27 protein-coding genes are annotated in these 26,359 nt (G+C 36.4%); 10 read left to right on the top strand and 17 right to left on the bottom strand.

Annotation, left to right across the window (positions count from 1 at the left end; translation table 11 throughout):
• Nucleotides 1-7: 7 nt before the first annotated feature.
• A complete protein-coding gene (locus ACGH6R_RS04520; RefSeq protein ID WP_411599017.1) occupies nt 8-1,006 on the top strand; it encodes a substrate-binding domain-containing protein in 999 nt (332 codons plus the stop codon).
• Nucleotides 1,007-1,049: 43 nt separating this feature from the next.
• On the opposite strand, the gene smpB is transcribed toward ACGH6R_RS04520, so the two are convergent.
• On the bottom strand, nt 1,050-1,532 hold the full coding sequence (gene smpB, locus ACGH6R_RS04515) for an SsrA-binding protein SmpB (protein ID WP_065558829.1): 483 nt from the start codon (nt 1,530-1,532) through the stop codon (nt 1,050-1,052).
• A gap of 67 nt (nt 1,533-1,599) precedes the next feature.
• On the opposite strand from smpB, the gene ACGH6R_RS04510 reads away from it, so the two are divergent.
• From ACGH6R_RS04510 to ACGH6R_RS04490, 5 genes are read left to right on the top strand one after another with little or no spacing between them, the layout of a single operon-like run.
• On the top strand, nt 1,600-2,028 hold the full coding sequence (locus tag ACGH6R_RS04510) for a type II toxin-antitoxin system RatA family toxin (protein ID WP_267349810.1): 429 nt from the start codon (nt 1,600-1,602) through the stop codon (nt 2,026-2,028).
• A 1-nt stretch (nt 2,029) separates the two neighbouring features.
• Nucleotides 2,030-2,302, top strand: a complete 273-nt coding sequence (locus ACGH6R_RS04505) for an RnfH family protein (RefSeq protein ID WP_267349808.1) — start codon at nt 2,030-2,032, stop codon at nt 2,300-2,302.
• A 23-nt stretch (nt 2,303-2,325) separates the two neighbouring features.
• Nucleotides 2,326-2,760, top strand: coding sequence for a zinc uptake transcriptional repressor Zur (gene zur / locus ACGH6R_RS04500; protein WP_065558826.1), 435 nt, complete (start codon nt 2,326-2,328; stop codon nt 2,758-2,760).
• Complete coding sequence (locus ACGH6R_RS04495; RefSeq protein ID WP_267349804.1) at nt 2,748-3,107, top strand: EamA family transporter; 360 nt, start codon at nt 2,748-2,750, stop codon at nt 3,105-3,107. The genes zur and ACGH6R_RS04495 overlap by 13 nt, the downstream gene beginning before the upstream one ends.
• A complete protein-coding gene (locus tag ACGH6R_RS04490) occupies nt 3,104-3,490 on the top strand; it encodes an EamA family transporter (RefSeq protein ID WP_267359364.1) in 387 nt (128 codons plus the stop codon). Before ACGH6R_RS04495 ends, ACGH6R_RS04490 begins: the two co-directional genes overlap by 4 nt.
• Before the next feature lie 53 nt (nt 3,491-3,543).
• On the opposite strand, the gene mutT is transcribed toward ACGH6R_RS04490, so the two are convergent.
• From mutT to ACGH6R_RS04465, 5 genes are all read right to left on the bottom strand, one after another.
• Nucleotides 3,544-3,948 (bottom strand): 8-oxo-dGTP diphosphatase MutT, encoded by a 405-nt coding sequence (gene mutT / locus ACGH6R_RS04485; RefSeq protein WP_267349800.1) that lies wholly within the window; start codon nt 3,946-3,948, stop codon nt 3,544-3,546.
• A 117-nt stretch (nt 3,949-4,065) separates the two neighbouring features.
• Nucleotides 4,066-6,792 (bottom strand): preprotein translocase subunit SecA, encoded by a 2,727-nt coding sequence (secA, locus tag ACGH6R_RS04480; protein ID WP_411599016.1) that lies wholly within the window; start codon nt 6,790-6,792, stop codon nt 4,066-4,068.
• A gap of 83 nt (nt 6,793-6,875) precedes the next feature.
• Nucleotides 6,876-7,214 carry a hypothetical protein gene (locus tag ACGH6R_RS04475; protein WP_411599015.1) on the bottom strand — a complete coding sequence of 113 codons (339 nt, stop codon included), beginning with the start codon at nt 7,212-7,214 and terminating at the stop codon, nt 6,876-6,878.
• A 147-nt stretch (nt 7,215-7,361) separates the two neighbouring features.
• Nucleotides 7,362-8,912, bottom strand: a complete 1,551-nt coding sequence (locus ACGH6R_RS04470; RefSeq protein WP_411599014.1) for a multicopper oxidase family protein — start codon at nt 8,910-8,912, stop codon at nt 7,362-7,364.
• Between the two features lie 129 nt (nt 8,913-9,041).
• Nucleotides 9,042-9,404 (bottom strand): hypothetical protein, encoded by a 363-nt coding sequence (locus ACGH6R_RS04465; RefSeq protein ID WP_411599013.1) that lies wholly within the window; start codon nt 9,402-9,404, stop codon nt 9,042-9,044.
• 319 nt (nt 9,405-9,723) lie between these two features.
• Here ACGH6R_RS04465 and ACGH6R_RS04460 point away from each other — a divergent pair, with 319 nt between their 5' ends.
• Nucleotides 9,724-10,788, top strand: a complete 1,065-nt coding sequence (locus tag ACGH6R_RS04460; RefSeq protein WP_411599012.1) for an MJ1255/VC2487 family glycosyltransferase — start codon at nt 9,724-9,726, stop codon at nt 10,786-10,788.
• A 10-nt stretch (nt 10,789-10,798) separates the two neighbouring features.
• Nucleotides 10,799-11,305 (top strand): type 3 dihydrofolate reductase, encoded by a 507-nt coding sequence (gene folA / locus ACGH6R_RS04455; RefSeq protein ID WP_411599115.1) that lies wholly within the window; start codon nt 10,799-10,801, stop codon nt 11,303-11,305.
• Nucleotides 11,306-11,367: 62 nt separating this feature from the next.
• Here folA and relA read toward each other — a convergent pair whose 3' ends face one another.
• The 11 genes from relA to trmB all read right to left on the bottom strand — a co-directional run bounded on the left by relA (nt 11,368) and on the right by trmB (nt 24,442).
• Nucleotides 11,368-13,626, bottom strand: a complete 2,259-nt coding sequence (relA, locus tag ACGH6R_RS04450) for a GTP diphosphokinase (RefSeq protein WP_411599011.1) — start codon at nt 13,624-13,626, stop codon at nt 11,368-11,370.
• Nucleotides 13,627-13,628: 2 nt separating this feature from the next.
• Nucleotides 13,629-14,966, bottom strand: coding sequence for a 23S rRNA (uracil(1939)-C(5))-methyltransferase RlmD (gene rlmD / locus ACGH6R_RS04445; RefSeq protein WP_411599010.1), 1,338 nt, complete (start codon nt 14,964-14,966; stop codon nt 13,629-13,631).
• 12 nt (nt 14,967-14,978) lie between these two features.
• On the bottom strand, nt 14,979-15,467 hold the full coding sequence (coaD, locus tag ACGH6R_RS04440) for a pantetheine-phosphate adenylyltransferase (protein ID WP_267359378.1): 489 nt from the start codon (nt 15,465-15,467) through the stop codon (nt 14,979-14,981).
• Nucleotides 15,468-15,720: 253 nt separating this feature from the next.
• On the bottom strand, nt 15,721-16,719 hold the full coding sequence (galM, locus tag ACGH6R_RS04435) for a galactose-1-epimerase (RefSeq protein ID WP_411599009.1): 999 nt from the start codon (nt 16,717-16,719) through the stop codon (nt 15,721-15,723).
• Entirely contained in the window at nt 16,710-17,867 is a 1,158-nt protein-coding gene (galK, locus tag ACGH6R_RS04430; protein WP_411599008.1) for a galactokinase, read from the bottom strand. Before galK ends, galM begins: the two co-directional genes overlap by 10 nt.
• On the bottom strand, nt 17,868-18,917 hold the full coding sequence (gene galT / locus ACGH6R_RS04425; RefSeq protein ID WP_411599114.1) for a galactose-1-phosphate uridylyltransferase: 1,050 nt from the start codon (nt 18,915-18,917) through the stop codon (nt 17,868-17,870).
• 41 nt (nt 18,918-18,958) lie between these two features.
• On the bottom strand, nt 18,959-19,978 hold the full coding sequence (galE, locus tag ACGH6R_RS04420) for a UDP-glucose 4-epimerase GalE (protein WP_411599007.1): 1,020 nt from the start codon (nt 19,976-19,978) through the stop codon (nt 18,959-18,961).
• A gap of 39 nt (nt 19,979-20,017) precedes the next feature.
• Nucleotides 20,018-21,298: an MFS transporter gene (locus ACGH6R_RS04415; protein ID WP_267349776.1), complete on the bottom strand. Its 1,281-nt coding sequence runs from the start codon at nt 21,296-21,298 to the stop codon at nt 20,018-20,020.
• A 538-nt stretch (nt 21,299-21,836) separates the two neighbouring features.
• A complete protein-coding gene (locus ACGH6R_RS04410) occupies nt 21,837-22,997 on the bottom strand; it encodes a histidine-type phosphatase (RefSeq protein WP_411599006.1) in 1,161 nt (386 codons plus the stop codon).
• Nucleotides 22,997-23,722 (bottom strand): oxygen-insensitive NADPH nitroreductase, encoded by a 726-nt coding sequence (gene nfsA, locus ACGH6R_RS04405; protein WP_220215615.1) that lies wholly within the window; start codon nt 23,720-23,722, stop codon nt 22,997-22,999. The genes ACGH6R_RS04410 and nfsA overlap by 1 nt, the downstream gene beginning before the upstream one ends.
• Before the next feature lie 18 nt (nt 23,723-23,740).
• The gene (gene trmB / locus ACGH6R_RS04400; protein WP_411599005.1) at nt 23,741-24,442 is read right to left on the bottom strand and encodes a tRNA (guanosine(46)-N7)-methyltransferase TrmB; all 702 of its coding nucleotides are present in this window, start codon (nt 24,440-24,442) and stop codon (nt 23,741-23,743) included.
• A gap of 271 nt (nt 24,443-24,713) precedes the next feature.
• On the opposite strand from trmB, the gene ACGH6R_RS04395 reads away from it, so the two are divergent.
• Both ACGH6R_RS04395 and pth read left to right on the top strand, forming a co-directional pair.
• The gene (locus ACGH6R_RS04395) at nt 24,714-25,661 is read left to right on the top strand and encodes a ribose-phosphate pyrophosphokinase (protein WP_065558808.1); all 948 of its coding nucleotides are present in this window, start codon (nt 24,714-24,716) and stop codon (nt 25,659-25,661) included.
• Between the two features lie 86 nt (nt 25,662-25,747).
• Entirely contained in the window at nt 25,748-26,332 is a 585-nt protein-coding gene (pth, locus tag ACGH6R_RS04390; protein WP_324100926.1) for an aminoacyl-tRNA hydrolase, read from the top strand.
• Nucleotides 26,333-26,359 lie beyond the last annotated feature (27 nt).

The raw sequence follows: 26,359 nt of genomic DNA, 5'->3' as shown, positions 1-26,359 counted from the left end.
GTGAAATATGGCGAGTAATAAATTAAGAATCAATGATATTGCTCGTTTGGCTGGCGTTTCGGCAACGACCGTCAGCCATATTTTTAATAAACGAGATAAAAAATATCGAATCTCATCTCTTACACGCCAAAAAGTGCTTGCAATAGCTGAGCAGTATAAAGAGCAATCGCATATTCGTCGATACTTAGTCAAGGCGAAGAGTACCAATACAATTGGTGTCATTGTTCCTGATATGTCGAACTCGTTTTTTTCGATGTTTTTACACCATTTAGAAGCATCATTTCGGGAAAAAAATATTCAGCTTTTAATTACTTGTAGCCACTATAATAAAGAGGTTGAAATTAATGTAGCGCAAAATTTGGTTGAACGAAAAGTGGATGCAATGATAGTGGTCACATCACTAGATAGCGATGAGTTTTACATGAGTATTAATCAACATACTCCGGTGTTATTTTTTGATCGTTATATTGAGCATACCATACTTCCATTTATTACAAGTGAGGCAATAGGATCGGTAGCTGAATTAATCGAACCTTATGCAAAAAAATTAAATGAGTTTTATTTTATTGGTTGTGATGCACAACTCACTTCAATTCGTGCTCGGTTACAAGGATTTAAACAAGGTTTAACGAATGCAGGCTTAACGCCAGCTTCTGACTGGATCATTTGTGATAGTTATTGCCCAAATAAAGGTTATGACTTACTCAAACGATTGCATCAAAAATTAGGGCGTTTACCGAAAGCTATTTTTACTCCGTCCGGTAATTTATTGCAGGAAGTGTTGAGCTATTTAGTCGAGGTTAAAGTTAATCCAGACCAAATTTGCTTATGTTCGTATGATTATAATATTTATCTGGATTACTCTTATTATCCGATTGATGCTATTGCACAAGATTTTCAAACTATGGCACTGACGTGTGTAAACACTATAGATGATCTGCTTAATTTTAAAGCGCTAAAGCATAACGCGATTTTCATCAAACCACACATTAAACGCCATCCATAGCTTTTACGATGAGAGACAAAAGTAATAATAAGATGATTAGCGATTAGCGATTAGCGTTTTTCATGATACGCGCTTTATCAACCTGCCATTGCCGTTCTTTGATATCCGTTCGTTTATCGTACTCTTTCTTGCCTTTAGCCACACCAATTTTGACTTTTGCCCAAGCATTTTTCCAATATAATGAAAGCGCAACAACTGTGTAACCTTTTTGATTGATTTGACCAAATAGCGAATTTAATTCACGTTCATTCAAAAGCAATTTACGGTTACGCATGGGATCGCAGACAACATGTGTTGAAGCCACATTTAATGGTGTAATGGTTGCACCAAATAACCATGCTTCCCCGTCTTTAAGCAGTACATAGCTATCGCTAATATTTACTTTTCCTGCACGCAGGGATTTAACTTCCCAACCTTGTAGGGATAATCCCGCCTCAATTTCCTCTTCAATAAAGTACTCATGGCGTGCGCGTTTATTTAATGCAATGGTTGCCGAACCGGGTTTGTGTGATTTTTTCTTAGTCATAATGTGCGTTATTATAGAGTTACGTGTTAATATATGCCACAAATTTTATTTTTAATTAATTAATGTTATGGCACATATATTTCACGAAGTTATTGAACCGTATTCAATTGAACAAATGTTTTCATTAGTCAATGACATTGAGCGATATCCTGAATTTGTTCCCGATTGTATCGCAACGGGAATTATTAGAAAACAGGATAATATTATTGCTGCATTTATTGAAGTTGAAAAATTTGGTTTCAAAAAATCATTTACCACATTAAATCAAATTAATGAACCTAATTCAATCGATTTAACCCTTTTAGAAGGCCCATTCAAGCACCTTTCGGGCAAATGGCAGTTTACTACACTTTCTGACAACCAAAGTAAAATCAGTTTTAGTTTAGATTTTGAATTTCAAAATAAATTATTAGACATGACTTTTACCCCAATGTTTAAAGATGTGATGATAAATATGGTTAAAGCGTTTTCCAATCGAGCAAGGCAGATTTATTAATATGATAACGGTTCAAGTTGTGTATGCGTTACCGAATAATCCGACAATAATTGATTGTCAGGTTGAAGAATCGACGAATATCTTGCAAGCAATAGTAAAATCCAATATCTTATCTATTTGTCGCATTCAATTAGATGATCATCTAATTGGTATTTATGGAAAACGTTGTTCGCTTGATGAACTAGTGAAAGAGGGTGATCGTATTGAAATTTATCGCCCTTTAATCAACGATCCTAAAGAAATAAGACGAAGAAGAGCAGCATTAAATAAATAATGATTACTGGCAAGGGAAACACGATGCATAATCTGATAATTGAAAAGATTGAAACCTTATGCAAAAAACGCGGTATTAAATTGACAACCCAACGTCGTACAGTTTTAGATATCATGTTAACGGCAAATAAGGCTATGAGTGCATACGATCTTTTAGATTTATTAAAAGTCAGTGAACCCCAAGCCAAACCACCGACTATTTATCGTGCCCTTGAATTTCTGCTTGAGCAAGGCTTTATACATAAAGTTGAATCAAGCAATAGTTATATTGTTTGCCCACATTTTCAAGACCCCGATCATCTTTCAATTCTCTTTATTTGTGATAAATGCCGACAAATTTTTGAAAAACACTCAGCAAATATTGAACAACAACTAAAACAACTGGCACAACAAAGTCAATTTTTGATTAAACACAGCGTGTTGGAAATTCATGGAGTGTGTCAGTCGTGTCAACCTTAATTATTTTTCTTTGGCTATTGAATATCGGCTGTGACACGGTCGGTCAAATCGCCTTTAAATATGCAGCGATTACCTCAAAGCATAATCAAGGTTTAGATTATTGGCATAAACTATTTGGTAATTTTTGGCTTTGGATTGGTTTTGGATCTTATTTTGTTGGTTTTATTTTCTGGTTAGCTTTTTTAAGCGAAGTGCCTTTGTCACAAGGTATTTTATTGGGTTCGTTTAATATGATAACGGTCATGTTAGCAGGACGAATCTTATTTAAAGAGCACCTAACGTGTTTTCGGTTGTTAGGGATATTTTTTATTACAGCAGGAGTAGTTTTAGTAGGACTCACGGAATGAAAAAATTCTATTTAATTGGCTTTATATTACTGCTTTTTTTTGATACTTTTGGTCAAACCAGTTTTAAGCTGACAGCAATATCGGCTTTGCCTTTCGAATTGAGTGTTGATTGGTTATTACGTATTTTTAGCCACTGTTGGGCTTATTTAGTCATGATAGGTTATACCGGTGCATTTGTGACCTGGATGGTACTGTTAAAAAAAGCACCAGTTGGCCCTGCTTTTGCAGCCTCGCATTTACAAGTTGTTACGGTAATGTTAGTGTCGGTAATGGTGTTTAATGAAAAGATTACATTAACACGCTTTATAGGCGCAATAAGTATAATCATCGGGATTATTTTTTTAGCGTTAGCTGAACAAAGAATTCACCAAAAGTCTAAATAGCGCATAGCTAATTTGAAAATGATGTGATTTTAACAATTTATGGCAATTACTTCTTAAATTTGTTTATCGAGATTCTTTAACATTTCGATTATAGGTCGATTTGCATCAGGAAATTCATCCGCATTCAATTCTTCTTGATCTACCCATCGGCTGGGTTGTCCTTCTTTAGCAAATGGAACGCCGTCCCATTCTTCTACTAAATAAGCGTGAATGGTAATATCACGATCATCGTAGCTGTGTTTCACTACTTTTAAAAATTGAGCATCATGGATTTGGATATCAACTTCTTCAGCAATCTCGCGTTGCAAAGTTTGATAAGGTGTTTCACCTACTTCTATTTTTCCTCCGGGAAACTCCCAAAAACCCGCTAAATGAGAGTCTTCTCCACGTTGGGTAATAAAAATTTGACAATTTTCCGAACGTATAATTCCTATTGCTATTTCAGTATGTTTTCTCATAATTCTGTTTATCTATCCGTAAAATTAGGGAAAGTGAACACTTTCCCTTGAATTTAAACGACGATGATAATCGCTGATTAAATCATCAATAATGTTTGATGATACTAAATTTTTTGCTTATTGAACAGCACCATGACAATGTTTATACTTCTTACCTGAACCACAAGGACATGGATCATTTCTTCCCACTTTGGCTTCAGTGCGAACTCTAGGTTGAGTTGAGCTTGTATTGTTTTCGCTTTCACCTTCGATATTAGAAGCTGATTCATGACTTGCATGTTGCTTAGCTGATAGTTTTTCCATTTCAGCAATGCGTTGACGTTCTGCTTCTTCCACTTCTTCTTGTGAACGAATAACAACACGACTTAATATCCCAATAACTTCATATTTTAGTGATTCTAACATGTCTTCAAACATGTTAAAGGATTCACGTTTATATTCTTGTTTAGGATCTTTTTGCGCATAACCTCGTAGATGAATACCTTGACGTAGATAATCCATCGCAGCCAAGTGTTCTTTCCACAAGTTATCAAGCGTCTGTAACATAACTGTTTTTTCAAAATGTCTAAATGCTTCTGAACCTGCTGCTTGCTCTTTTTCTTCATAAGCTTGTTGAGCAATTTGAATAATACGTTCTCGAAGTGACTCTTCATAAAGATTTTGTTCTTCATCCAACCATTTAGCAATTGGAAGATCCAAATCAAAATCACGTTTTAGCGCTAATTCAAGTCCTGGTACATCCCACATATCTTCGATTGATTCCCGTGGAATATAACGATCGATGAGCGCATTAAATACATCAACACGGATTACGGTAATGGTATCTTTAATTTCAGTATTATCCAGTATCTCATTTCGTTGACGATAAATTGCTTTACGTTGCTCATTGGCAACATCATCATATTCAAGCAATTGTTTACGAATATCAAAGTTACGACTTTCAACTTTCTTTTGAGCAGTCGCAATCGCTTTATTGACCCATGGGTGTTCGATCGCTTCGCCTTCTTTCATACCCAATTTACGCATCATATTACCAACACGTTCTGACGCAAAGATTCTCATCAGCGGATCTTCAAGCGATAAATAAAAACGTGAACCGCCCGGATCTCCTTGACGACCAGCACGACCGCGTAACTGATTATCAATCCGACGGGATTCATGTCGTTCTGTACCTAAAATGTAAAGCCCGCCCAGTGCAATAACTTCTTCATGTTTAACTTGCCATGCTTGTTTAGCTTTTTCGATATCTTCTTGAGTAGGATTTTCAAGTTTTGCTAAATCGCTTTGCCAGTTACCGCCAAGCATAATATCGGTACCTCGACCCGCCATATTGGTTGCAATAGTGACAGCGCCTTTACTCCCTGCATTAGCAATAATTTCTGCTTCTTGGGCATGGAACTTGGCATTTAATACGTTGTGCTTAATGCCAACTTTTTTAAATGCATTGGATACCAATTCTGATTTTTCAATCGATGCAGTCCCCACTAGTACTGGTTGTCCTCGTTTTACACAATCTTGTACGTCAGCGACAATGGCTGCAATCTTCTCTTTTTCAGTCATATAGACTAAATCGGATTGGTCTTTACGCTGCATTGGGCGGTTAGTTGGTATAACAATGGTATCCAAACCATAAATCTGATGGAATTCGAAGGCTTCAGTATCGGCAGTACCCGTCATACCGGCTAATTTTTCATATAGACGGAAATAGTTTTGGAAAGTGATTGAAGCTAACGTCTGGTTTTCATTCTGAATTTTAACATGTTCTTTTGCTTCAACCGCTTGATGTAAGCCGTCAGACCAACGACGTCCTTCCATTGTTCGTCCAGTATGCTCATCGACAATAATAATTTCGTTATTTTTAACGATGTAGTCGACATCACGATGAAATAAATGATGGGCTCGTAGTGCCGCATTGACATGATGCATTAACACAATATTACTTGGCGCATAAAGCGACTCATCATTTTTCATGATACCTTGTTTAATTAGTAGTTCTTCTACCTTAATTAATCCTCGTTCAGTTAGATTAACTTGACGTGATTTTTCATCAATTGAAAAGTCACCGTCTCCTTGAAACTGATCTGAGTCTTCTTTTTCTTGGCGAATAAGATGAGGGATAATTTTATCAACACTCACATATTTATCTGAGCTGTCTTCGGCTTGCCCAGAAATAATCAACGGTGTTCTTGCTTCATCAATTAAAATTGAGTCAACCTCATCGACTAAAGCATAATGTAATGGTCGTTGAACACGCGCATCTTTACTAAACACCATATTGTCACGTAAGTAGTCAAATCCATATTCGTTGTTGGTACCATAAGTGATATCAGCGCTGTAAGCTTCTCGTTTTATTGCTGGCGGCATATTGGGCAGGTTAATACCAACGGTTAAACCTAAAAATTCAAATAAAGGACGATTATTTTCAGCATCACGTTGTGCTAAATAATCATTGACCGTGACGACATGCACACCTTTGCCTGTTAATGCGTTTAAATAAGCGGGTAATGTTGCGGTTAACGTTTTACCTTCACCTGTACGCATTTCGGCTATACAGCGCTCATTTAAAACCATACCACCAATTAACTGAACATCAAAATGACGCATACCAAAAACACGTTTACTGGCTTCACGGACAACGGCAAAAGCTTCTTCTAAAATATCATCTAAACGGGTACCTGATGCTAATTTTTGTTTAAATTCAACTGTTTTTGCTTTAAGTTCATCATCAGTTAATGCTTCCATTGCAGGTTCTAATGCATTAATTCTTTCAACACGCTTACGCAGGGTTTTTAGCACACGTTCATTACGGCTACCAAAAACTTTAGTTAATAATTTTAATAACATAAATTTCTCTTTCTTCTTCTAATAGGGAATGTAAGGTCGACACCTTAGATAACAACATAAAAATTAAGTAATAAACTCTTAAATTAAATAGTGTTTTTAGGACCTGCTCTTATCGCATTATGTGAAGTTATTTGAATGGGTTTATTGGTGGATAAAATATCGTAATTAGTCGCCATAAAGACAGTATTGGTACTGAATTTTTTGGGGTTGGTTAACGATGGTGACACCTTTCGGATTGACACTTGTTGATCTTGAACGATTTCATTGTTCGCCATAATCCCAACGTGAGAAACCGTTGACTCATTAGGAATAGCATCTTGTTGGCATAAACTAAACCCAGTAGCAATTACACCTAATAATAAGTGCGATAAAGCTGTTTTGATTGATAAGCGTTTACTGAGTATTTGCCAGAAATTAGTCATGATCATAGTGGCAATATGTTAGCATTATTTGCCAAAATGAAAAACATTTATTACTTGTATTGTTATCAAGAAAATGAAGATTCAGTTAAAAAGGAAATTTATCTATCTTGTCGAACGTTTAATGACAAGATAGATAAAGATAAAAAACTATTTTACCATCAATTGACCCATCATACCCAGTGTTTCATGTTCAATGATATGACAATGATACATGCGTAATCCGGGCATATTTTGTTGAATCTTTATCGTGATTGTTTCATGGGGTCGAAGATTTACTGTATCTTTTAATGCCACGTATTGGGGGAGTGTTTTGGTACCATTAAATTCATGTGAAACGACCATAAATTGTGCACCATGAATATGAAAGTTATGATCCATATGAGAGTTATTATGAATAGTCCATTCTTCAACCTCGTGAATTTTACTTTCAAGATCGATACGATTCATATCATGGCGTTTGCCATTGATTAAAAATAACATTCCGCCACGCGGCTCTTTCATGTCCATCACTTCGGTATATTCCAGTTTTTTGTGTGCGGTGGCTTGTCCAAGTTTTGGTAAGGTACGAAGTGTTGATGGCAAGGTGATTGAGTTTGACTGCGTTAAATCTAATTCTGCAAGTAACATATCTTGTTCAGGTGGTACATTGCCCATTTTGCCTCGATCGTAACCGATAGATTGCAAATAAACCGTCCCCGTTTTTTTAGGTAGAATAACAATTTCTGCCCGTTCGGCAGGGGATAACAGTAATGGTTTATTTAGTGATACAGGTTCAGACAATAATCCACCGTCAGTCCCCACTAAAAAGACATCACAATCAGGAATGGATAAGTTCAGGTATCTACCTGAACAAGCGTTCCAGATTCTTACACGTGTCGCTGAATCAACTTTAATTTTAGGTCGATAACTACCGTTAATTAATACAAATTGACCTTCACGACCGTTCATCCAATCAACCATGGTATTATCGGCAATTTCACCTTTATCCGTTAATTTTAAATCTGAAAAGAACCAGTGTTGTTCAGGAAGAGAATTTAAAGGATCATCTTTGCTTCGAACGATGAATGTTCCAGCTAAACCTCGATAAACTTGTTCAGCTACTGTTTCATGTCCATGAGGATGATACCAAAATGTGCCTGCATTTCCTTTAGGAACGTCAAATTCATAAACACGACTTTTTCCCGCTGGAATGGCATCTTGAGGGTTACCATCTTGATTCGATGGAATAAGTAAACCATGCCAATGCACGGTCGTGGCTTGTGGCAGATCATTTTTTACTGTGATTTTAACGTGATCACCCTCGTTAACTTCAATTTTAGGGCCGGGAATCATACCGTTATATGCCCAAAATTCCGTCGTAATTTCAGGTGTTAAGGCAATTTTGACGGGTTTGAGGTGTAAGGTCGCTTCAAATACACCCGGTTGATTACTTTCATTTTTTAAATTGATCAAGCTGGGTAAATTGTCGTTCTGTTTTAGTGAGGAAGTAGGCAAAAGCTTTTGTGGTTTTTGATCGTGATTCATATTCATGTTCATATTCATATGTTCGTGCATATTATCCCCCTTGTTACAATCATCAGAATTGAGTTCGCAGGTCATACCCGTCATCTTGGTATGTTCCATTTTAGCAATGGCTTTGGTTGCAACTAATCCACCTACAGCAGCCGTAAAATTCATTAAAAAATGTCGACGTTTCATAATATTCCCATAATAAATTAACTGATTTAACAATAACGCTGAAATCGTGATGTGAGCAAACATAACGATAGATAACGTTTGTTTATAACTGATAGTGATTAACAACTACTATCTAATAGCGATAACTTATTAAGCAATTCGTGGTGGTCTTAATTCAGGAATAAATTCATTATCATTTGCAATGAATTTAAGTGATAAAAAATGTGTAAAGTTGATTTGCCTATCGAGGTTAATGGCATAGTTTGAAACGATTGCCCCACATACAGCACAATGATTGATTAATGAACAATTTATTTTTGATGATAAAGATTTAGCGTGATGAGGATCCAAGCTTTGATCGAATGTTAAAATGGAATGAGTCGTTAAAAAACAAGTCGAGTCAAAAGACTTTCCCATTTTTGATAATGGTAGTACAGAATAACCAAACAGCAACAAAACCGCTGTTAACACAACGATGCCTTTAAATTGTATATTGAGGATCCTTACTGACATATTACAATCTCACAACGCATCAAATCGCTAATAAGCAATATTGTACTTCAAACGTCACGATATAGCACGTTTTTTAAACATTTCTTATTTTTAAACAGTATAATTGAAAGCTAACAGATTGAATAACTATATTAATTATAAAAATCAACTATAGACTTTTTTTAAGTTTGGCGAATTAATGAAATTCGTATTGCGATTGACCCTTAAACTCATTTTCAAATTTGTCTCAAAATTCCCCTTTATTGTTTAAAATAAGCAAGATAATTGTTTAGGCTTCTGGTATGATATGCAGTAATTTTAATTGACTAATCATTACAATATGAAAATTCTTTTTGGTGTTCAAGGAACAGGAAATGGTCATATTAGCCGATGTCGAACTTTAGCCAAAGCGCTAAAAAAGGCAGGCGCTGATGTTGAGTATATTTTTAGTGGGCGTGATCCAAAAGATTATTTTGATATGGACGTTTTTGGTCATTATAAGACTTTTCGGGGTGTTACCTTTGCAACAGTCAATGGAAAGATAAATTTTCGTAAAACGGTTCAACGCATCCGTGCTTTTCGGTTAATTAAAGATGTTCGCGAACTGGACTTATCAAAGTATAATTGTATTATTAGTGATTTTGAGCCGGTAAGCGCTTGGGCTGCTCATCATCAGCATCGAGAATGCTTAGGTATCAGTAATCAGGCGGTTTGTCAGTATTTAAAACCCAAAGAATATGGACTGATTGCAAATGTGATCATGAAGTATTATGCGCCAGTAACCAAGCCAATTGGTTTACACTGGTTTCATTTTGGACATAAATTATTGCCACCCATGATTGATTCATTTCAAGTGGCGCCTACCGAAAATGGTTCCATTGTTGTTTATTTGCCATTTGAAAATATGACTGAAATTGTTGAATTACTTAAACAATTTCCTAAACATCAATTTATCTGTTTTCATCCAAATATAAAGCAATTATCACAAAACGATAATGTTACTTTGCACCCTCTTTGTCGTGACGGTTTTATGGATGCGGTAATAAGCTGTTCGGGGATTATTTCTAACACGGGATTTGCACTAATATCTGAAGCATTAGTTTTGGGTAAAAAGATTTTGACTAAACCTGTCTCGGGTCAGTTTGAACAAATCTATAATGCTCAATGTTTACATACATTAGATATGGCAACGGTGATGGAAACCTTAAATAGCATTAAACTTAAGTATTGGTTAGATTTACCTTCGCCAAAACCAACGGTCTATCCTGATGTTGCAACTGAACTTGCTAATTGGATTGTTAATGGGCAAAAAGAGTCTTTGCTTTCTTTAAGTCAACGACTTTGGGCGCAAACTGTTTTTCCCAAAAATGTAAATCAACGAATTAAAGCTTTAGGTTATGTATAAACAAACTCACATGACACTTAGTATCATTGTTGCCATGGCACATAATCGTGTTATTGGTTTTAACAATCAGATGCCTTGGCATTTACCTGCTGATTTGGCATGGTTTAAAAAAAATACGCTTAATAAACCTGTTATTATGGGCAGGAAAACGTTTGAATCTATCGGCAAAGCGTTACCCAATCGACATAATATTGTTATTTCAAGGCAAGCAAAAACCGAAGCCGAATCAGATATAAACCCTAATATAAGTTGGGTCTCATCTATTGATGAGGCACTGGTAGTGGCCAATAGTCAACAATGTCAGGAAGTCTTTATCATTGGTGGTGGCAATATTTATCAGCAAGTTTTACCGTTTATCAATAGACTTTACTTAACGCATATTGATGCTGATTTACAAGGTGATACTTATTTTCCTAATTATGCCCCCGAAACTTGGCAATCAGTTTTTCAAGAACATCATCAAGCTGATGATAAAAATCCTTACGATTATTACTTTGAAGTGTTAGAACGTAACTAAATCACATTACGAAATGATGTCTGAGCAAAACTTAAGGTAGTGAGGGTGGCTTAAAAAATAGCTCACCCTTGCTGGCGTCTTGCTTCAATGACATCGGGTAGCTGTTTTATTTTATTGAGTATACGATTTAACGAGTCTTGATCAAAGATTTCCATGTCGACATCAATGTTAGCCAATTGTTGCTTCATATCACTTCGACTTATTAATCCAAGTACATTGACTTTTTCGTTAGCTAAAATGGTTGTGATATCACGTAATAAGCCACTCCGATCGTTAGCGATGATCTGTATCACCATGGTATAACTTGAATTGGTTTCATTACTCCAAACCGCACTGGTGATTCGTTCAGGAGCGTGATTTTTTAAATCCTGTAACTGTTCACAATCCGCCCGATGAATGGAAATACCTCGCCCTTGAGTTACAAAACCGACAATTGGATCACCGGGAATAGGACGACAGCAATTTGCAATAGTGCACATTAAATTACCGACACCTTCAATAATAATTTCACTTCCTTTTTTATTACCGGTTTTATTGATATTTTTCGTTTGTGAATTGGATTTTTGAACAATTTGTTTTAATGCCGCTTCGTCTTCTTCTTCAGCGGTAGGTTTATTGACTTGGGCATTAACAAAATTGACCAATTGATTTATTCTGACATCACCACTACCAATACCGGCAAGAACTTCATTAAAGGAATGGGCGTTATATTTATCAATCAGCATTTTTTCAACGCTTTTCAAACTGATATTTAAAGGTTCCAGCTCATCTTCTAAAATTTGTTGACCAGCTGCTATATTTTTATGTCGATCTTGTTTTTTAAACCATGCCTGAATTTTAGCTCGTGCCCGACTACTATTTACAAATCCGGTATTTGGATTCAACCAATCTCGGCTTGGATTAGGTTGTTTTTGAGTGATTACTTCAACTTGATCGCCCATTTTTAGGTTATAAGTAAATGGTACAATTCGTCCTCCAACTTTTGCACCAATACAACGATGACCTACATCACTGTGAATATGATAGGCAAAATCAAGCGGTGTTGAGCCAGTAGGCAAATCAACCACATCACCTTTAGGCGTAAAGACATAGACTCTATCATCAAAAATCTGGCTACGTACGGCTTCTTGTATTTCACCGCTTTCAGACATCTCTTGTTGCCATGTTAATAATTTTCGTAGCCAAGTAATTCGCTGATCATAAGCAGTCATTTTATCAGTACTGCCTTCTTTATATTTCCAGTGTGCAGCAATGCCTAATTCAGCATCATTGTGCATTTGCTCAGTTCGAATTTGAATTTCAATCGTTTTATTTTCTGGGCCATACACTACGGTATGAATTGATTGGTAACCATTTGGTTTGGGGTTGGCAACATAATCATCAAATTCTTTAGCAATATGTTTATAATGACTATGGACAATACCTAATGCGTTATAACAATCTTCAATACGATCACAAATAATCCGTACAGCACGAATATCATAAAGATCTTCAAATTCAAGGTGTTTGCGTTCCATTTTTCGCCAGATACTGTAAATATGTTTCGGGCGTCCATAAACTTCTGCACGAATATGATCTTTATTCATTAACGCTTGTAGATGCTTAACAAAATGATTGATATAGGATTCACGATCAAGGCGTTTTTCGTGTAATTTTTTAGCAATAAAGCGATATTCATTCGGATAGAGATAACGGAAACAAAAATCTTCCAGCTCCCATTTTAATTGACCAATTCCTAAACGGTTGGCAAGCGGTGCATAAATGTTAAAACACTCCTTAGCAGCCAGTACTTGTTCTTCTTGTGGAGCATTTAACAAATTACGTAAATAAGTGATGCGTTCGGCAATTTTTATCACTACACTGCGAAAATCATTAACCATTGCCAATAACATACGGCGGATGCTATCAATCTGTTCAGACGTTGCACTGCCATTGCGGATGGCGCGAAGTTGACGAATTTCTTTCATTCGAACAATGCTAGAAATAATGTGCATCATTTCACGATCAAAATCTTCAGGAATATCTTCTCGACGTATAATCTTAGTTTCAAGGAAAGGGAGCAACAAAGCCGCACATAAACTGTTGATATCCATATTAAGTGTGGATAATATTTCAACCATTTCAACGGCATTTTGAAAACAGTAGACTTGCTCAGCTGCACCGGCACTGCTTTCAAAGCAAAAATCCCAGACTTGTTTAAACGTCTGATAACTATCCGCGTTAGTCAGTTGTAATTCTTGTTTTGCCCATTGTTCGACATCAAACTGTGCAAGAGAGTAATGCTCTTCACTATGTTGGTGTGCTCCTCTAATTGATACCATAATTATGATCCTGATTTGGTTAACAACAACATTGATTCAATATGTTTAGTTTGTGGAAACATATCTAAAATTGCTACTTGAGCAATGTTATAACCCGCTTGAGTTAACACTTTGCTATCTCTCGCTAATGTTGCGGGATTACATGAGATATAAACAATTTTTGACGGAGCCATTTTAACAATTTCTGTTGTTGCATTAAATGCCCCAGCTCTGGCAGGATCTAATAAAACTTTATCAAATTGTGATTGATTCCATGTAAAAAATTGTTGATTATCCTCTAAATTACTCGTTAAAAAATGAGTTTCGGCACAAACCTTGTTGCTATTTAATATAACGTTTAATTTCGCTTTTTCAACTAGTTCTTCTACGCCTTCAACGCCCGTTAATGATTGACAATAGGTAGCCATAGGTAATGAAAAATTACCCATACCACAAAAGAGATCTAAAACTTTATCGGTTGATGTTAATGTTAGCCAATCAAGCGCTTGTTCAATCATTTTTTGATTAACGTTGCTATTGACTTGAATAAAATTCAAAGGACTAAAAGTAAGCTTTAACTGATTGATTAGATAATAATGTTCCGTATGGCCGGTAATGTGCTGTAAATCTATGCCATGAAAGTAGAGTGAAATACCATTTTTTTCAGCGAAGTTTGTTAGTAACTGAGTGTCTTCATTGGTCATAGGAAAAGTATGCCTTAATACCATGATAATGCCACTATCAACAGCAACCAATTCAATATGCCCAAGTGATTTTTTTGATTTAATTTGACGTAATATTTTTTGCAAAGGAGCGAGTAACTGATCCAAGCTTTCGACCAATACAGGACAGTATTCTATATTGATAATTTGATTTGATTCAGCCTGACGAAAACCAATAAATAATTCACCTTTTACAATATTTATTGAAAGTCGGGCTCGTCGGCGATAATGATAAGGTTGATCAGCAATAATAAGCGGTGCTGAGTCAGTGATATGAGTTAACGATTGCCCACTTTCTTTTTGTATGAGATTAATGAGCGCATGATACTTTGCACTTTGCTGCAAATCCGTTGAAATATGCTGCAATTCACAGCCACCACATTTTTGATAATAGCCACATAATGGTTTTACCCGTTGGGCACTTTGATTGTGGTATTTGATGACCTTCGCTTTAGCATAATTTTTTTTATTTTCTGTCAACTGGATATCAACAGTTTCATCGGGTAAGGCTGATTTAACAAAAATAGTTTTGCCTTTGTGATTTGCAATTCCTTGTCCGAAGGCATCTATCGCTGAGATGGTGACCGTTAATTTTTGTGGAGCTTGTTTTTTTGAAGGTGGAGTATAAAAAATAACCATATAAATTCAACGTTATGTTAACCGTTTTAACAATTCTGTTTTGACATGTAAAGGAACTAAATTGGTAATATTGCCACCATGATAAGCAACATCTTTCACAATGGTTGAAGAGATAAAACCAATAGTCATTGATGGCATTAAAAATAAAGTATCTAAATCCGGTTTTAATGCGCGATTCATTTCGGCTAATTGTCTTTCGTATTCAAAATCTTGAGTGGTTCGAACACCTCGAACAATGACCGTTGCATTATGAGTTTGTGCAAAATCTGCCATTAAATTATCAAATCCAATCACTTGTACATTAAGTAAGTGTTCAACTGAACTGGATGCTAAATTGACCCGTTCTTTCAAACTAAATAACGTTTTTTTATTCGGATTTTCCGCAATTGCAACAATTAATCGAGGAAACAACAGCGAAGCTCGAGTAATCAAATCGATGTGCCCGTTAGTAATTGGATCGAACGTTCCCGGAAAAATTGCAGTTAAACTTTTACTTTTCATCAATCATAATGTCCATTTGCCATGATAGCTCTATCATACCGAATTCTTATCAAAATTGTTAGGGTAACTTGACAAAAAGCTTTGATGGTTTTATCGGAATATTCATCGTTGGTTATAAACGCGCATTGAATAAAATTGAGGTGTTACCGTGGTAGTAAGTCCCATTAAATCCAGTTGGACTTAACTCCATTGGTGTTAGCTCATATAGCATTAAGTGTTCATTTTTCCGTTTACATACTCAATTGATATAATATTATTCAATTAAAAATTGATAGATCGTTTGATATTGATAGGTTTCATCAGGTGTTAACCAACAACTAGGTTGTGGCCATTTGGGGTGATGTGGGCTATCTGGTAGAAATTGTGCTTCTAGCGCGATACCTGCATAATTGTCATATTCCCCATTATGACGGTTAGGTGTATGTTGCAGAAAATTACCGGTATAAACTTGTAACGCTGGTTTGGTCGTTATGACATTCATGGTCACTTTATTATCGGATGAGGTTAATTGCGCGGCAATTGTTTGGGTTTTGTCCAGTAAATACGCATGATCATAGCCACCTGTTTTTTGTCGTTCAGAACTTTCAAGTAATCGGTCTGATAATCGTTTTGCTTGGCGTAAGTCCATATCAAATTCAGCGACACTAGCTAAATTGTCATCAGGTATGCCATGATTATCAACGGGCAAAAATTGGTTAGCATTGACTTGTAAAGTGTGATTGAGGATAGTGTTACTTGTTTCGCCATCTAAATTAAAATAAGCATGATTGGTTAAATTTACCACAGTAGTTTGCGTGGTAGAGGCATTGAACTTGATGATAACTTGATTATTATCTGTAAGTTGATAGGTCACTTGAACTTTCAGTTCACCGGGATAACCTTGATCACCATCGCAAGAAATTAAACTGAAAATGACTTGTTGATTAGATTGATCATCAATTTGCCATAATTGCTTATCAAAGCCTAACTTTCCGCCATGAAGCTGATTTTTACCTTCATTGGCAACAAGCGGATAGCGTTTATCGCCTAATTCAATAGATGCATGAGCAATACGGTTAGCATAACGCCCAATAGTTGCACCTAAATAAGCATGTTGTTGTTGATATTGCGCTAACGAACTACAACCAAGAAGTACTTCACGATTTTTATTATCAACCGGTATTAAGCAAGAAAGCCAAGTCGCTCCCCAGTTAGATAATTTAATCTGCATCCCTTGCTTATTAGATAGTGTAATGATCGTTGTTAAAGACATATGGCGTGCGCTCCTTCATTTGGTTGACAGATATATATATCTTCTTTAATACCAAATTTATTCTGATAATTATTGCTTACAACGGTTTTTACTGCATCAACTTTATTTTTATTTACCAGTGCAACAACACAGCCGCCAAAACCGCCACCTGTCATACGAACTCCACCTTGTTCACCGATAACCTTGTTGATAATGTTCACCAGATAATCGATAGCAGGTACTGTAATTTCAAAGTCATCACGCATTGAATTGTGACTTTGCGCCATTAATGTCGATAGTAATTTGTAATCACGACGTGCAAGTGCATGAGATGCCAGTAAAGTCCGTTCATTTTCGGTAATGACATGATGTGCACGTTTAAAAACGGTAGGATCAAGCGTTGGTTTAATTTTCAATAAATCTGATAATGTGGCGTCTCGTAATGCTTTTACGCCCAGCGCTGTTGCTGCTGCTTCACATTGCCTACGACGAGTATTATATTCGCTATCGACTAATCCACGTTTAATATTTGAGTTAATAATAACAACAGCTAAATCATCGGGTATTGAAACTGGATGAACAGAGAGCGTACGGCAGTCAATAAGTAAAGCATGATGATCTTGTCCAAGTGCCGATATTAATTGATCCATAATTCCACAATTGCAACCAACAAATTGATTTTCCGCTTCCTGACCGATTAATGCTAATTTAGTGCCATCTAAAGGTAAATTATTTAGAACTTGAAACATTTTGCCGATAGCCACCTCAAGCGAAGCCGATGAACTCAATCCTGCACCTTGGGGGACATTACCGCTAATTGCTAAATCAACACCATAAAGGGTATTTGCATAGTTTTTTAAATGTTTTACTACACCTCGAACATAATTAGCCCATTGATATTGTGAATGTTTCTCAATAGGGGAATCTAGCCAAAATTCATCTTGTTGATTATCATAGTCAACGGCAATTACACGTATTAATTTATCGGTACGTTTATGGCAGCTTATTACAGTGCCATAATTAATCGCACAAGGTAATACAAAACCATCGTTATAATCGGTATGCTCACCAATCAAGTTGACTCGTCCTGGTGCTTGCACAGTGATATCGGGTTGATAACCAAATAGGGTTGCAAAAGCTTGTTTAGTTTTATCGATTAATGCTTTCATCTATTTATCCTTTTTATCTTTATAATGAACATCACTGACATTGCGCAGTCTTTCAGCTGCCTGTTCAGGCGTTAAATCCCGTTGTACTTCAGCTAACATTTCGTAACCTACCATAAATTTTTTGACTGTCGCTGAACGAAGCAAAGGAGGATAAAAGTGAGCATGAACTTGCCAATAGTCAGTGGTACCTTGCATAAATGGTGCGCCATGCCAACCCATAGAGTAGGGGAAAGAGCAATTAAACAAATTATCATAACGACTTGTTAATTTTTTCAGCGCCACCGCTAAATCAATCTGTTGGTCGTCGGTTAATAAGGTTAATTGTGCAATATGTGTTTTGGGTAATAATAACGTTTCAAATGGCCATGTTGCCCAGAAAGGCACGACAGCAAGCCAATGCTCTGTTTCAACAACTATTCGCTCACGATAGATCAATTCTTTTTCGGCATAATCAACTAATAAATTGCGGTGATAGGTTTCAAAATAATGATGCATATTCTGGTCTTCACGAGCGATTTCATTTGGGATAAAGCTATTTGCCCAAATTTGTCCGTGTGGATGAGGATTAGAGCATCCCATTACAGCACCTTTGTTTTCAAATATTTGCACCCAAGGATAATTTTGGCTTAGTTCTTTTTGCTGTGATATCCAAGTTTTAATTACTCCCTCAATTGCCGTTAAGTCTAATTCTGGCAAGGTTTTACTATGATCGGGGGAAAAACAGATTACTCGACTGGTTCCTTTGGCGCTTTGCATTTGAAAAAGAGGATCATCAGCTGGCGGCGAATCAGGAGTATCATCCATTAATGCGGCAAAATCATTAGTAAATACAAAAGTACCTGTATAGTCCGGATTTTTATCACCCGTGACCCGTTTATTGCTGGGGCACAAAAAACAGTTAGGATCGTAACTGGGTTTTTGTTCTTGATTTAGTGTTTCTTGTTGACCTTGCCAAGGTCGCTTGGCTCTATGCGGTGATACTAAGACCCACTGAGCCGTTAATGGGTTATAACGACGGTGGGGATGATCAACAGGATTAAATATTTGCATGTTTGCCTCTTTTAACATATTGCTGGTTTTCATCTTTTTCATTAATCTTGAGGATAACCTTGTGGGTTATTCGATTGCCAATTCCAAGAATCTCTGACCATATCATCAAGCGTTAATTGGGTTTTCCACCCGAGTATCTGTTCTGCTTTTTTTGCATCTGCCCAAAATGCGGGTAGGTCGCCCGCACGTCGGGGTGCGTAATGCCACTTTAACGGTTTTCCTGACGCTTTCTCAAATGCTTCGATGACTTGTAAAACACTATACCCAACACCTGATCCTAGATTGTAAATATGGACACCGGATTGATTATGATCAGCTTTTAATGCGGCGATATGACCATCAGCTAAGTCAACAACATGAATAAAATCACGAACACACGTTCCATCTTGCGTCGGATAATCATTTCCAAACACCGCCAATGATTCTCTTTTTCCTACAGCAACTTGGGTAATAAATGGCATAAGATTATTAGGAATACCAAGAGGATCTTCGCCTATTAATCCACTAGGATGAGCCCCCACAGGATTAAAGTAGCGTAGTAAAGTCAATGACCAATCAGGTTCGGCAATAGCCAAATCCATAATACATTGTTCGACCATTAACTTACTTTTTCCATAAGGGCTGGTTGGTAAACCTTGTGGCAAGGTTTCAACATAAGGTACGGGGGCTGATTCACCGTAAACGGTTGCGGATGAACTAAAAACTAATTGTTTGACGCCTGCATCACGCATTGCCTTCATTAACACAATGCTGCCATAGACATTATTTTCATAATACTCAAGTGGTTTATATACCGACTCACCGACGGCTTTTAAACCCGCAAAATGGATCACTGCTTGAATATCATGTTCATTAAAAATTTGCGCTAATAAATTGGCATCTCGTACATCACCTTGATAAAAATTGATTGGCTGATGCGTAATTTGTTGGATTCTTTTTAATACCGATGCTTTACTATTGAATAAATTATCTATCACAATTGGCGTATAACCTGCTTTAATCAATTGAACACAGGTATGACTTCCTATATATCCACAACCACCAGTAACGAATACTTTCATATAGAAACCTCAATTTATCTTAAATTGTTAAAAATTTGGTTATTGTTGTATTTCAGACGGGTGTTTATTTTTAGGTATGAATAGATCCCAAGGCCCTCGTCCGGATAAAGTGAAAGATGAAATAAATGTAAAACTAAATGCAATCAAACCAAGCACCAGATAGGCTCCTGTAAATCCAATTTCGACATACATTAGACCTGCAAGTGTGGACATAAACATCGTTGAAAGTTGTTTAGCAAAACAAAATGCAATCAAATAAACGGTTGCCGATAATCGTAGAGGGAAGTGTTTAGTAATATATTTAAATGCCCCGACAAGTAATAGTGGCGCTTCAAACATGTGTAAGGTTTTTAGAATAATAACTTCAACTGCATTGCTGGCAAATGCTGAGCCAGTTATACGAATTGACATAATAGCACCGGCAACTAATAACGTATTTTTGCTACCAATTTTTTTCACAATCCATGGAGCAAAAAACATGACGGTTGCATTTAAAATTTCACCGAGTGTTGTGACATAACCAAAGGCTTCTTGACCGACTTGTTCACTGGAAAAAAACGACGTAAAAAAGTTTGCAAACTGCTGATCAAAAACATCATAAGTACAGGCGACGCCAATTATATAAAGCATAAAACACCAAAGTTTCGGCATTTTTAATAAATCGACTGCGAGTTTAAAATTAAAGGATTCCGGCTTATTTAATCCCATTTGTTCAACGATATCGGTGGTGGAAGTTTTAGCGGGATCGGCTAATTTCACTAAAATAAGTAGAAATAATGCAAAACCAGAACAGAGCCAAAAAACCGCATTAATATTCTTCGAAATCATAATTCCAACAAATGATGCACAAATTGCCCAACCAAAACAGCCAAACATACGGCAACGCCCAAATTCAAATCCACTGCGTCGGCTTATTTTTTCAACCAAGGCTTCAATAGCAGGCGCACCACCACTAAAAACCATGCCAAGATAAAACCCTCCAGCTATCGCACCGACAGTAACATTAAATTGTAGAAGAGGCCCTAACACATAAATAAAAAATGGTCCAAACAAGACTAAAAGTAGAGTAATAAGCCAAAGGAGATGTTTTTTTAGTCCTAATTTATCTGAAATTAAACCGAATAAAGGTTGGAAGAGTAGTGCAAAAAATGAAATAAACGAAAAAACATAGCCAGTTTTGGCTTCATCAAGCCCGTTCATTTTCAGCCAAACGGGAAAGAATGGGCAATAGGCACCCATGATGAAAAAGTAGAGAAAGAAATAAAAACTGAAAATCCAATAATTCTTATTATGCCTTGCTGACTTAGTATTTTGATTCATAATTTACTTCCTTTAATCGAATTTGAATGAACCTGCATTCATTAAGAAATCGTTTACATATTTTTTTTATGGATGAACTTGCTTCTCTTTTATGGTGGATAGTATCACCATAAAATGATGAAAAAAGTGATCTAGATAACACTTTATGAAATCGATTACATTATTTTGTTGTTTATGAGTAAGATGTTTTGTTGATGACGATGTTTTAATTCAACTCAAAGAATTCAAGAAGATAACTCTATTCTATTTAATATTATCAATTTATTCATGAGGCGATTCTGCTTACAACGAAATGAAATATAGCGTTAATATGCAGTTTACATGTTGAGCGAAAATAAGATAACTTTTATGGTATCGGTTACATTAATAAACAAGAAGCCGTTTTTATCTATTTTATCCACTCCTTGAAGATAAGGTTGGGGCTAGTGATTAGGTGAGATAATATAACAGGGGTATTTAACCATAACAGGGAGCTAAATGTTAAAATCATCTCACGCCATGTAGGATAAATGCTGACGTGAGAAGTGAATTGATTAAATCATCCTTTAAACATGTTTAAACGCTGCTCAAAATCATGCCAGTCATAAAATCCATCTTGATTTTGCATGGCATTTTTAAGCTGCAACGTAAAATGTTGTGGTGGGTTATTCATACTGATTTGAGCACCGGTAAATAGTTGTTCAAAGCTTTGATAAACGTATTCGGCTTTAAAATAGTATGTTCCAGACTCTAAATGACGAAAACGTTGTAAAATTACCTTACCACCGATTGGTGTTGTTTCATATTGATTCGGTAACTGATAATGTTCAAAGTCTAATGCGCCGAATAATGAAGCAATGGTACTATCATGTCCCACAAGTAAATGAATTTTTCGATCATCATGATGCATAAGATTGTTTATCATATTAATCAATTCGGTAGCAGAATGTTTGGCAAGCGTTTTAGTTCGACAGACTAAGTTTAGATATTGATTACGTATCTGAATAAGTTGTTGCCATTGTGCTTGGCTGTTGATTCTTCCCCACGCAATCTGTTCTTTGGGAAAGCCCGAATAATATTGTAATAAAAATGCATCTACTGCACTAACACCAATCGCTAATGCACCTAACAGAGCAGGTTCTTCATGCTTTTTCAAATAAACTTCAACAGGAATATCGGCTAAATCACATTGATATTGTGCATAAAATTTGGAATGTTTATAGTCTAAAATATCGGCTAAAATTTCATAAGCAGGCGCTAAATTTTTATAGATTGATTCTGCTGTAACAGTTTCATCAATGTCCTTAATAACAGCTTGTTTAAATTCGTCAGAATCGTTACGTAAACTAGGATCAAACATGGAATCCATTTTTTCAATAGGGTATTTATGATTGATGGGGATGTCATATCCGGCAAAAGCACCTGCTGTCAAAAATTGAGCTGTAGCAACGGTTCTTTGTAAACTATTTGCATACACAAACACATCAGAAGAAGTTGCTTGGTATTGAATATGTTGATTTTCAAGCCATGTCGCTAAGTATCGTCCAAAATAAACTTCTAGCGCACCGCCTCGGGTAGTTAGATAACCATAAGGATGATCCCATTTAGGCCATTTAAACGGCGTGGCTTGTTCTAAAAATTCAAGTGTATTTTGTAATGGTGTACGGATTCCATGTCGGCTTAATATGACGACTTTATCCAATTGATAGTGATTGTTCATTATTGTTTCACCCAGCCTTGTTGATGTAAATAGTTGAGAATAAATTCTCGTTGTCCTTTGTAGATCGTTTCAGCTATTTTGTTACTCCATCCGCCTTCTTTTTGATTAGAACTACGAGTTTGATAATAATCCTCTATTTGCTCATCATACTGTGCCAATAATGTCTGATTGATTGGTTGATATTGATTTTCGAAAAAGATTAATTCACTCGGTAATCTTGGTTTCATTTCGGGTTCTTGATCTGGATACCCAATACAGAGACCAAAAAGGGGGATAACATATTTTGGCAAGGCTAGTAATTGTGTCACTTCAGATATATTATTACGTAAACCACCAATATAGACTGTACCTAATCCTAACGATTGCGCTGCAATAACCGTATTTTGCGCCATCAAGGCGGTATCAATACAACCCACTAAAAGTTGTTCGGCTCGTTCAAGAGGAATCGTTGCATCAATTTGAAAATGTCGATTAAAATCGGCACAAAACACCCAAAATTCGGGAGCTTGATAAATATAATTTTGATCACCTGAATAGTGAGCTAATTTTTTTCGCTTATCACTGTCTGTGATACGAATAATGGTTGAACATTGAAGAAAGTTAGAACTCGGAGCCGATTGTGCTGCTTGAATCATCGATGCTATTTGCTTTTGCGTCAATGGGGTGGGTTTATAAGCACGAATTGAACGACGATGATAAATGAAATCAAGAGTTTGATTTTCCATAACGGCTCCTTAATAACGTTATTGTTTTTGATACTGTAAATCCCAAACACCATGACCAAGATTTTGACCTCTTTTTTCAAACTTGGTAATAGGTCGGTCTGCTGGTCTTGGAATATAATCTCCTGTTGATGATAAATTTTTATAACCTGTCGCTTGATTTAACACCTCAAGCATATGTTCGGCATAATGTTGCCAATCTGTTGCTAGATGTAAAATACCATTAACTTTTAATTTACGTCTGATAAGTTCGACAAAAGCAGGCTGAATAATTCGACGCTTGTTGTGCCTTGCTTTATGCCAAGGGTCAGGGAAGAATATTTGCACCTTATCTAATGAATTATCAGCAATCATGTTTTCTAAAACTTCGACTGCATCATGGCACATCACATTTAAGTTTGATAATTGATTTTCTTCGATCGCCATTAAACAAGCTCCGACACCCGGTTTATGTACTTCAATACCTAAAAAAGATTTCTCGGGGGCATTTTTTGCCATTTCGATGAGTGATGCACCCATACCAAATCCAATCTCTAAAACGACGTGTTGATTAGGTTCAAAGTGAATGGGCGATCCCGCATTATATTCGACACCAAAGACGGGCCATAAATTTTGTAATGCTTGTTCTTGACCTTTGGTCAAACGACCTTGTCGTAGCACAAAACTGCGTATTGTTCGTTTCGGTTTTTGTTCTTCAATATCTGTATGTAATTGTTCTGCCATTAGATTATCTACTTGTGTTGTAAAATTGATTTAAACTAATTGAAAGCTACTCTAAAATAGCGATGATTACTTAGTTTACTCGATTTTAAGTTGACGTCAAAAAACATATTGATTACCCATGGACTCTTACACTATTTTGCTAGGCAGGTTAAATTATTTTGATAATTTTTTATAATGTGGTTGAGCATGATCGCCAAATGATTATATAATTGTCACTCCGATTTAACCGATTACGGATACGTAATCATGATTACATGCTTGAGGATTTCTCGTGCCTGATATGAAGCTTTTTGCTGGCAATGCTACACCTGAGCTAGCAAAGCGTATAGCTAATCGTCTTTATACTTCTCTTGGTGATATTGTTGTTGGTCGTTTTAGCGATGGAGAAGTGAACGTTCAAATTAATGAAAATGTCCGTGGTGAGGATGTTTTTATCATTCAATCAACTTGTGCACCAACCAATGATAATTTAATGGAATTGCTTGTTATGATTGATGCAATGCGTCGAGCATCTGCAGGTCGTATTACCGCTGTTATTCCTTATTTTGGTTATGCTAGACAAGATCGTCGAGTGCGTTCTGCACGGGTTCCGATCACAGCTAAAGTGGTTGCTGACTTTTTATCAACTGTCGGTGTTGATAGAGTATTAACGGTTGATCTTCATGCTGAACAGATCCAAGGTTTTTTTGATGTGCCAGTGGATAATGTATTTGGTAGCCCTGTGATTTTAGAAGATATGCTTCAACGTGATTTTGAACGCCCAATTGTTGTCTCTCCGGATATTGGTGGGGTGGTGCGAGCTCGTGCTATTGCAAAACTGTTAAATGACACCGATATGGCGATCATCGATAAACGTCGTCAACGAGCGAATGAAGCTGAAGTGATGAATATTATTGGTGATGTTGCTGATAGAGATTGTATTTTAGTCGATGATATGATTGATACAGCAGGAACGCTTTGCAAAGCCGCTGATGCATTAAAAGCACGTGGTGCTAAAAGAGTATTTGCCTACGCAACGCATCCGATTTTCTCGGGTAAAGCCGTCAGTAATATTAAAAACTCAGCCATTGATGAAATAGTCGTTTGTGATACTATTCCATTAACAGCTGAAGTTAAAGCATTGAAAAATGTACGTCAATTAACATTATCAGGAATGTTAGCAGAAGCAATTCGTCGCATAAGCAACGAAGAATCGATTTCTGCAATGTTCCATCAATAATTGATTTTTAATGATAAAGATGCCCCGTTTTTTGGGGCTTTTTAATTTAACATCTTCAAGTAACAACAGCTAACAATTAAAACATCATGACAACCATAAAACTTATTGTAGGACTGGCCAATCCTGGAAATGAATATGCCCAAACTCGACATAATGCAGGGGCATGGTATGTTGATTTGCTTGCACAACGTTATCAACAACCGTTAAAAAATGATCCTAAATTTTTTGGTTATAGTTCACGTATCAATATCGCAGGACATGACATACGTTTATTAGTGCCTACCACGTTTATGAATTTAAGTGGTAAAGCTGTTCAAGCGATGGCTTCATTTTATCAGATAAAACCCGAAGAAATTTTAGTTGCTCATGATGAACTTGATTTAAATCCGGGTATTGCGAAATTTAAATTTGGCGGAAGTCATGGTGGTCACAATGGTTTGAAAGATATTGCTAGCAAATTAGGCAATAATCCAAATTTTTATCGATTAAGAATCGGTATCGGGCATCCGGGTGATAAAAATAAAGTGGTCGGTTTTGTGTTAAATAAACCTTCTAAGCCCGAGCAAGAACTAATAGATAAAGCGATTGATGAATCTGCACGTTGCACGGATATTTTATTATCACAAAGCTTTGAAGCCGCAATGAATCGATTACACTCGTTTAAAGCGTAATGCCGTTGATTGAGTCGAACGAATTAC

It is taken from the genome of Gilliamella sp. CG13, from assembly GCF_046635805.1.
GTDB classification, from domain to species: Bacteria; Pseudomonadota; Gammaproteobacteria; order Enterobacterales; family Orbaceae; genus Gilliamella; species Gilliamella apicola_I.
This window is presented reverse-complemented; position numbering and strand designations above follow the sequence as displayed.

Bases quoted from the DNA above. Each gene is read 5' to 3' on its own strand.
- ACGH6R_RS04520 (WP_411599017.1), top strand. From the start codon at position 8: ATGGCGAGTAATAAATTAAGAATCAATGATATTGCTCGTTTGGCTGGC.
- smpB (WP_065558829.1), bottom strand. From the start codon at position 1,532: ATGACTAAGAAAAAATCACACAAACCCGGTTCGGCAACCATTGCATTA.
- ACGH6R_RS04510 (WP_267349810.1), top strand. From the start codon at position 1,600: ATGGCACATATATTTCACGAAGTTATTGAACCGTATTCAATTGAACAA.
- ACGH6R_RS04505 (WP_267349808.1), top strand. From the start codon at position 2,030: ATGATAACGGTTCAAGTTGTGTATGCGTTACCGAATAATCCGACAATA.
- zur (WP_065558826.1), top strand. From the start codon at position 2,326: ATGCATAATCTGATAATTGAAAAGATTGAAACCTTATGCAAAAAACGC.
- ACGH6R_RS04490 (WP_267359364.1), top strand. From the start codon at position 3,104: ATGAAAAAATTCTATTTAATTGGCTTTATATTACTGCTTTTTTTTGAT.
- mutT (WP_267349800.1), bottom strand. From the start codon at position 3,948: ATGAGAAAACATACTGAAATAGCAATAGGAATTATACGTTCGGAAAAT.
- secA (WP_411599016.1), bottom strand. From the start codon at position 6,792: ATGTTATTAAAATTATTAACTAAAGTTTTTGGTAGCCGTAATGAACGT.
- ACGH6R_RS04475 (WP_411599015.1), bottom strand. From the start codon at position 7,214: ATGACTAATTTCTGGCAAATACTCAGTAAACGCTTATCAATCAAAACA.
- ACGH6R_RS04470 (WP_411599014.1), bottom strand. From the start codon at position 8,912: ATGAAACGTCGACATTTTTTAATGAATTTTACGGCTGCTGTAGGTGGA.
- ACGH6R_RS04465 (WP_411599013.1), bottom strand. From the start codon at position 9,404: ATGTCAGTAAGGATCCTCAATATACAATTTAAAGGCATCGTTGTGTTA.
- ACGH6R_RS04460 (WP_411599012.1), top strand. From the start codon at position 9,724: ATGAAAATTCTTTTTGGTGTTCAAGGAACAGGAAATGGTCATATTAGC.
- folA (WP_411599115.1), top strand. From the start codon at position 10,799: ATGACACTTAGTATCATTGTTGCCATGGCACATAATCGTGTTATTGGT.
- relA (WP_411599011.1), bottom strand. From the start codon at position 13,626: ATGGTATCAATTAGAGGAGCACACCAACATAGTGAAGAGCATTACTCT.
- rlmD (WP_411599010.1), bottom strand. From the start codon at position 14,966: ATGGTTATTTTTTATACTCCACCTTCAAAAAAACAAGCTCCACAAAAA.
- coaD (WP_267359378.1), bottom strand. From the start codon at position 15,467: ATGAAAAGTAAAAGTTTAACTGCAATTTTTCCGGGAACGTTCGATCCA.
- galM (WP_411599009.1), bottom strand. From the start codon at position 16,719: ATGTCTTTAACAACGATCATTACACTATCTAATAAGCAAGGGATGCAG.
- galK (WP_411599008.1), bottom strand. From the start codon at position 17,867: ATGAAAGCATTAATCGATAAAACTAAACAAGCTTTTGCAACCCTATTT.
- galT (WP_411599114.1), bottom strand. From the start codon at position 18,917: ATGCAAATATTTAATCCTGTTGATCATCCCCACCGTCGTTATAACCCA.
- galE (WP_411599007.1), bottom strand. From the start codon at position 19,978: ATGAAAGTATTCGTTACTGGTGGTTGTGGATATATAGGAAGTCATACC.
- ACGH6R_RS04415 (WP_267349776.1), bottom strand. From the start codon at position 21,298: ATGAATCAAAATACTAAGTCAGCAAGGCATAATAAGAATTATTGGATT.
- ACGH6R_RS04410 (WP_411599006.1), bottom strand. From the start codon at position 22,997: ATGAACAATCACTATCAATTGGATAAAGTCGTCATATTAAGCCGACAT.
- nfsA (WP_220215615.1), bottom strand. From the start codon at position 23,722: ATGGAAAATCAAACTCTTGATTTCATTTATCATCGTCGTTCAATTCGT.
- trmB (WP_411599005.1), bottom strand. From the start codon at position 24,442: ATGGCAGAACAATTACATACAGATATTGAAGAACAAAAACCGAAACGA.
- pth (WP_324100926.1), top strand. From the start codon at position 25,748: ATGACAACCATAAAACTTATTGTAGGACTGGCCAATCCTGGAAATGAA.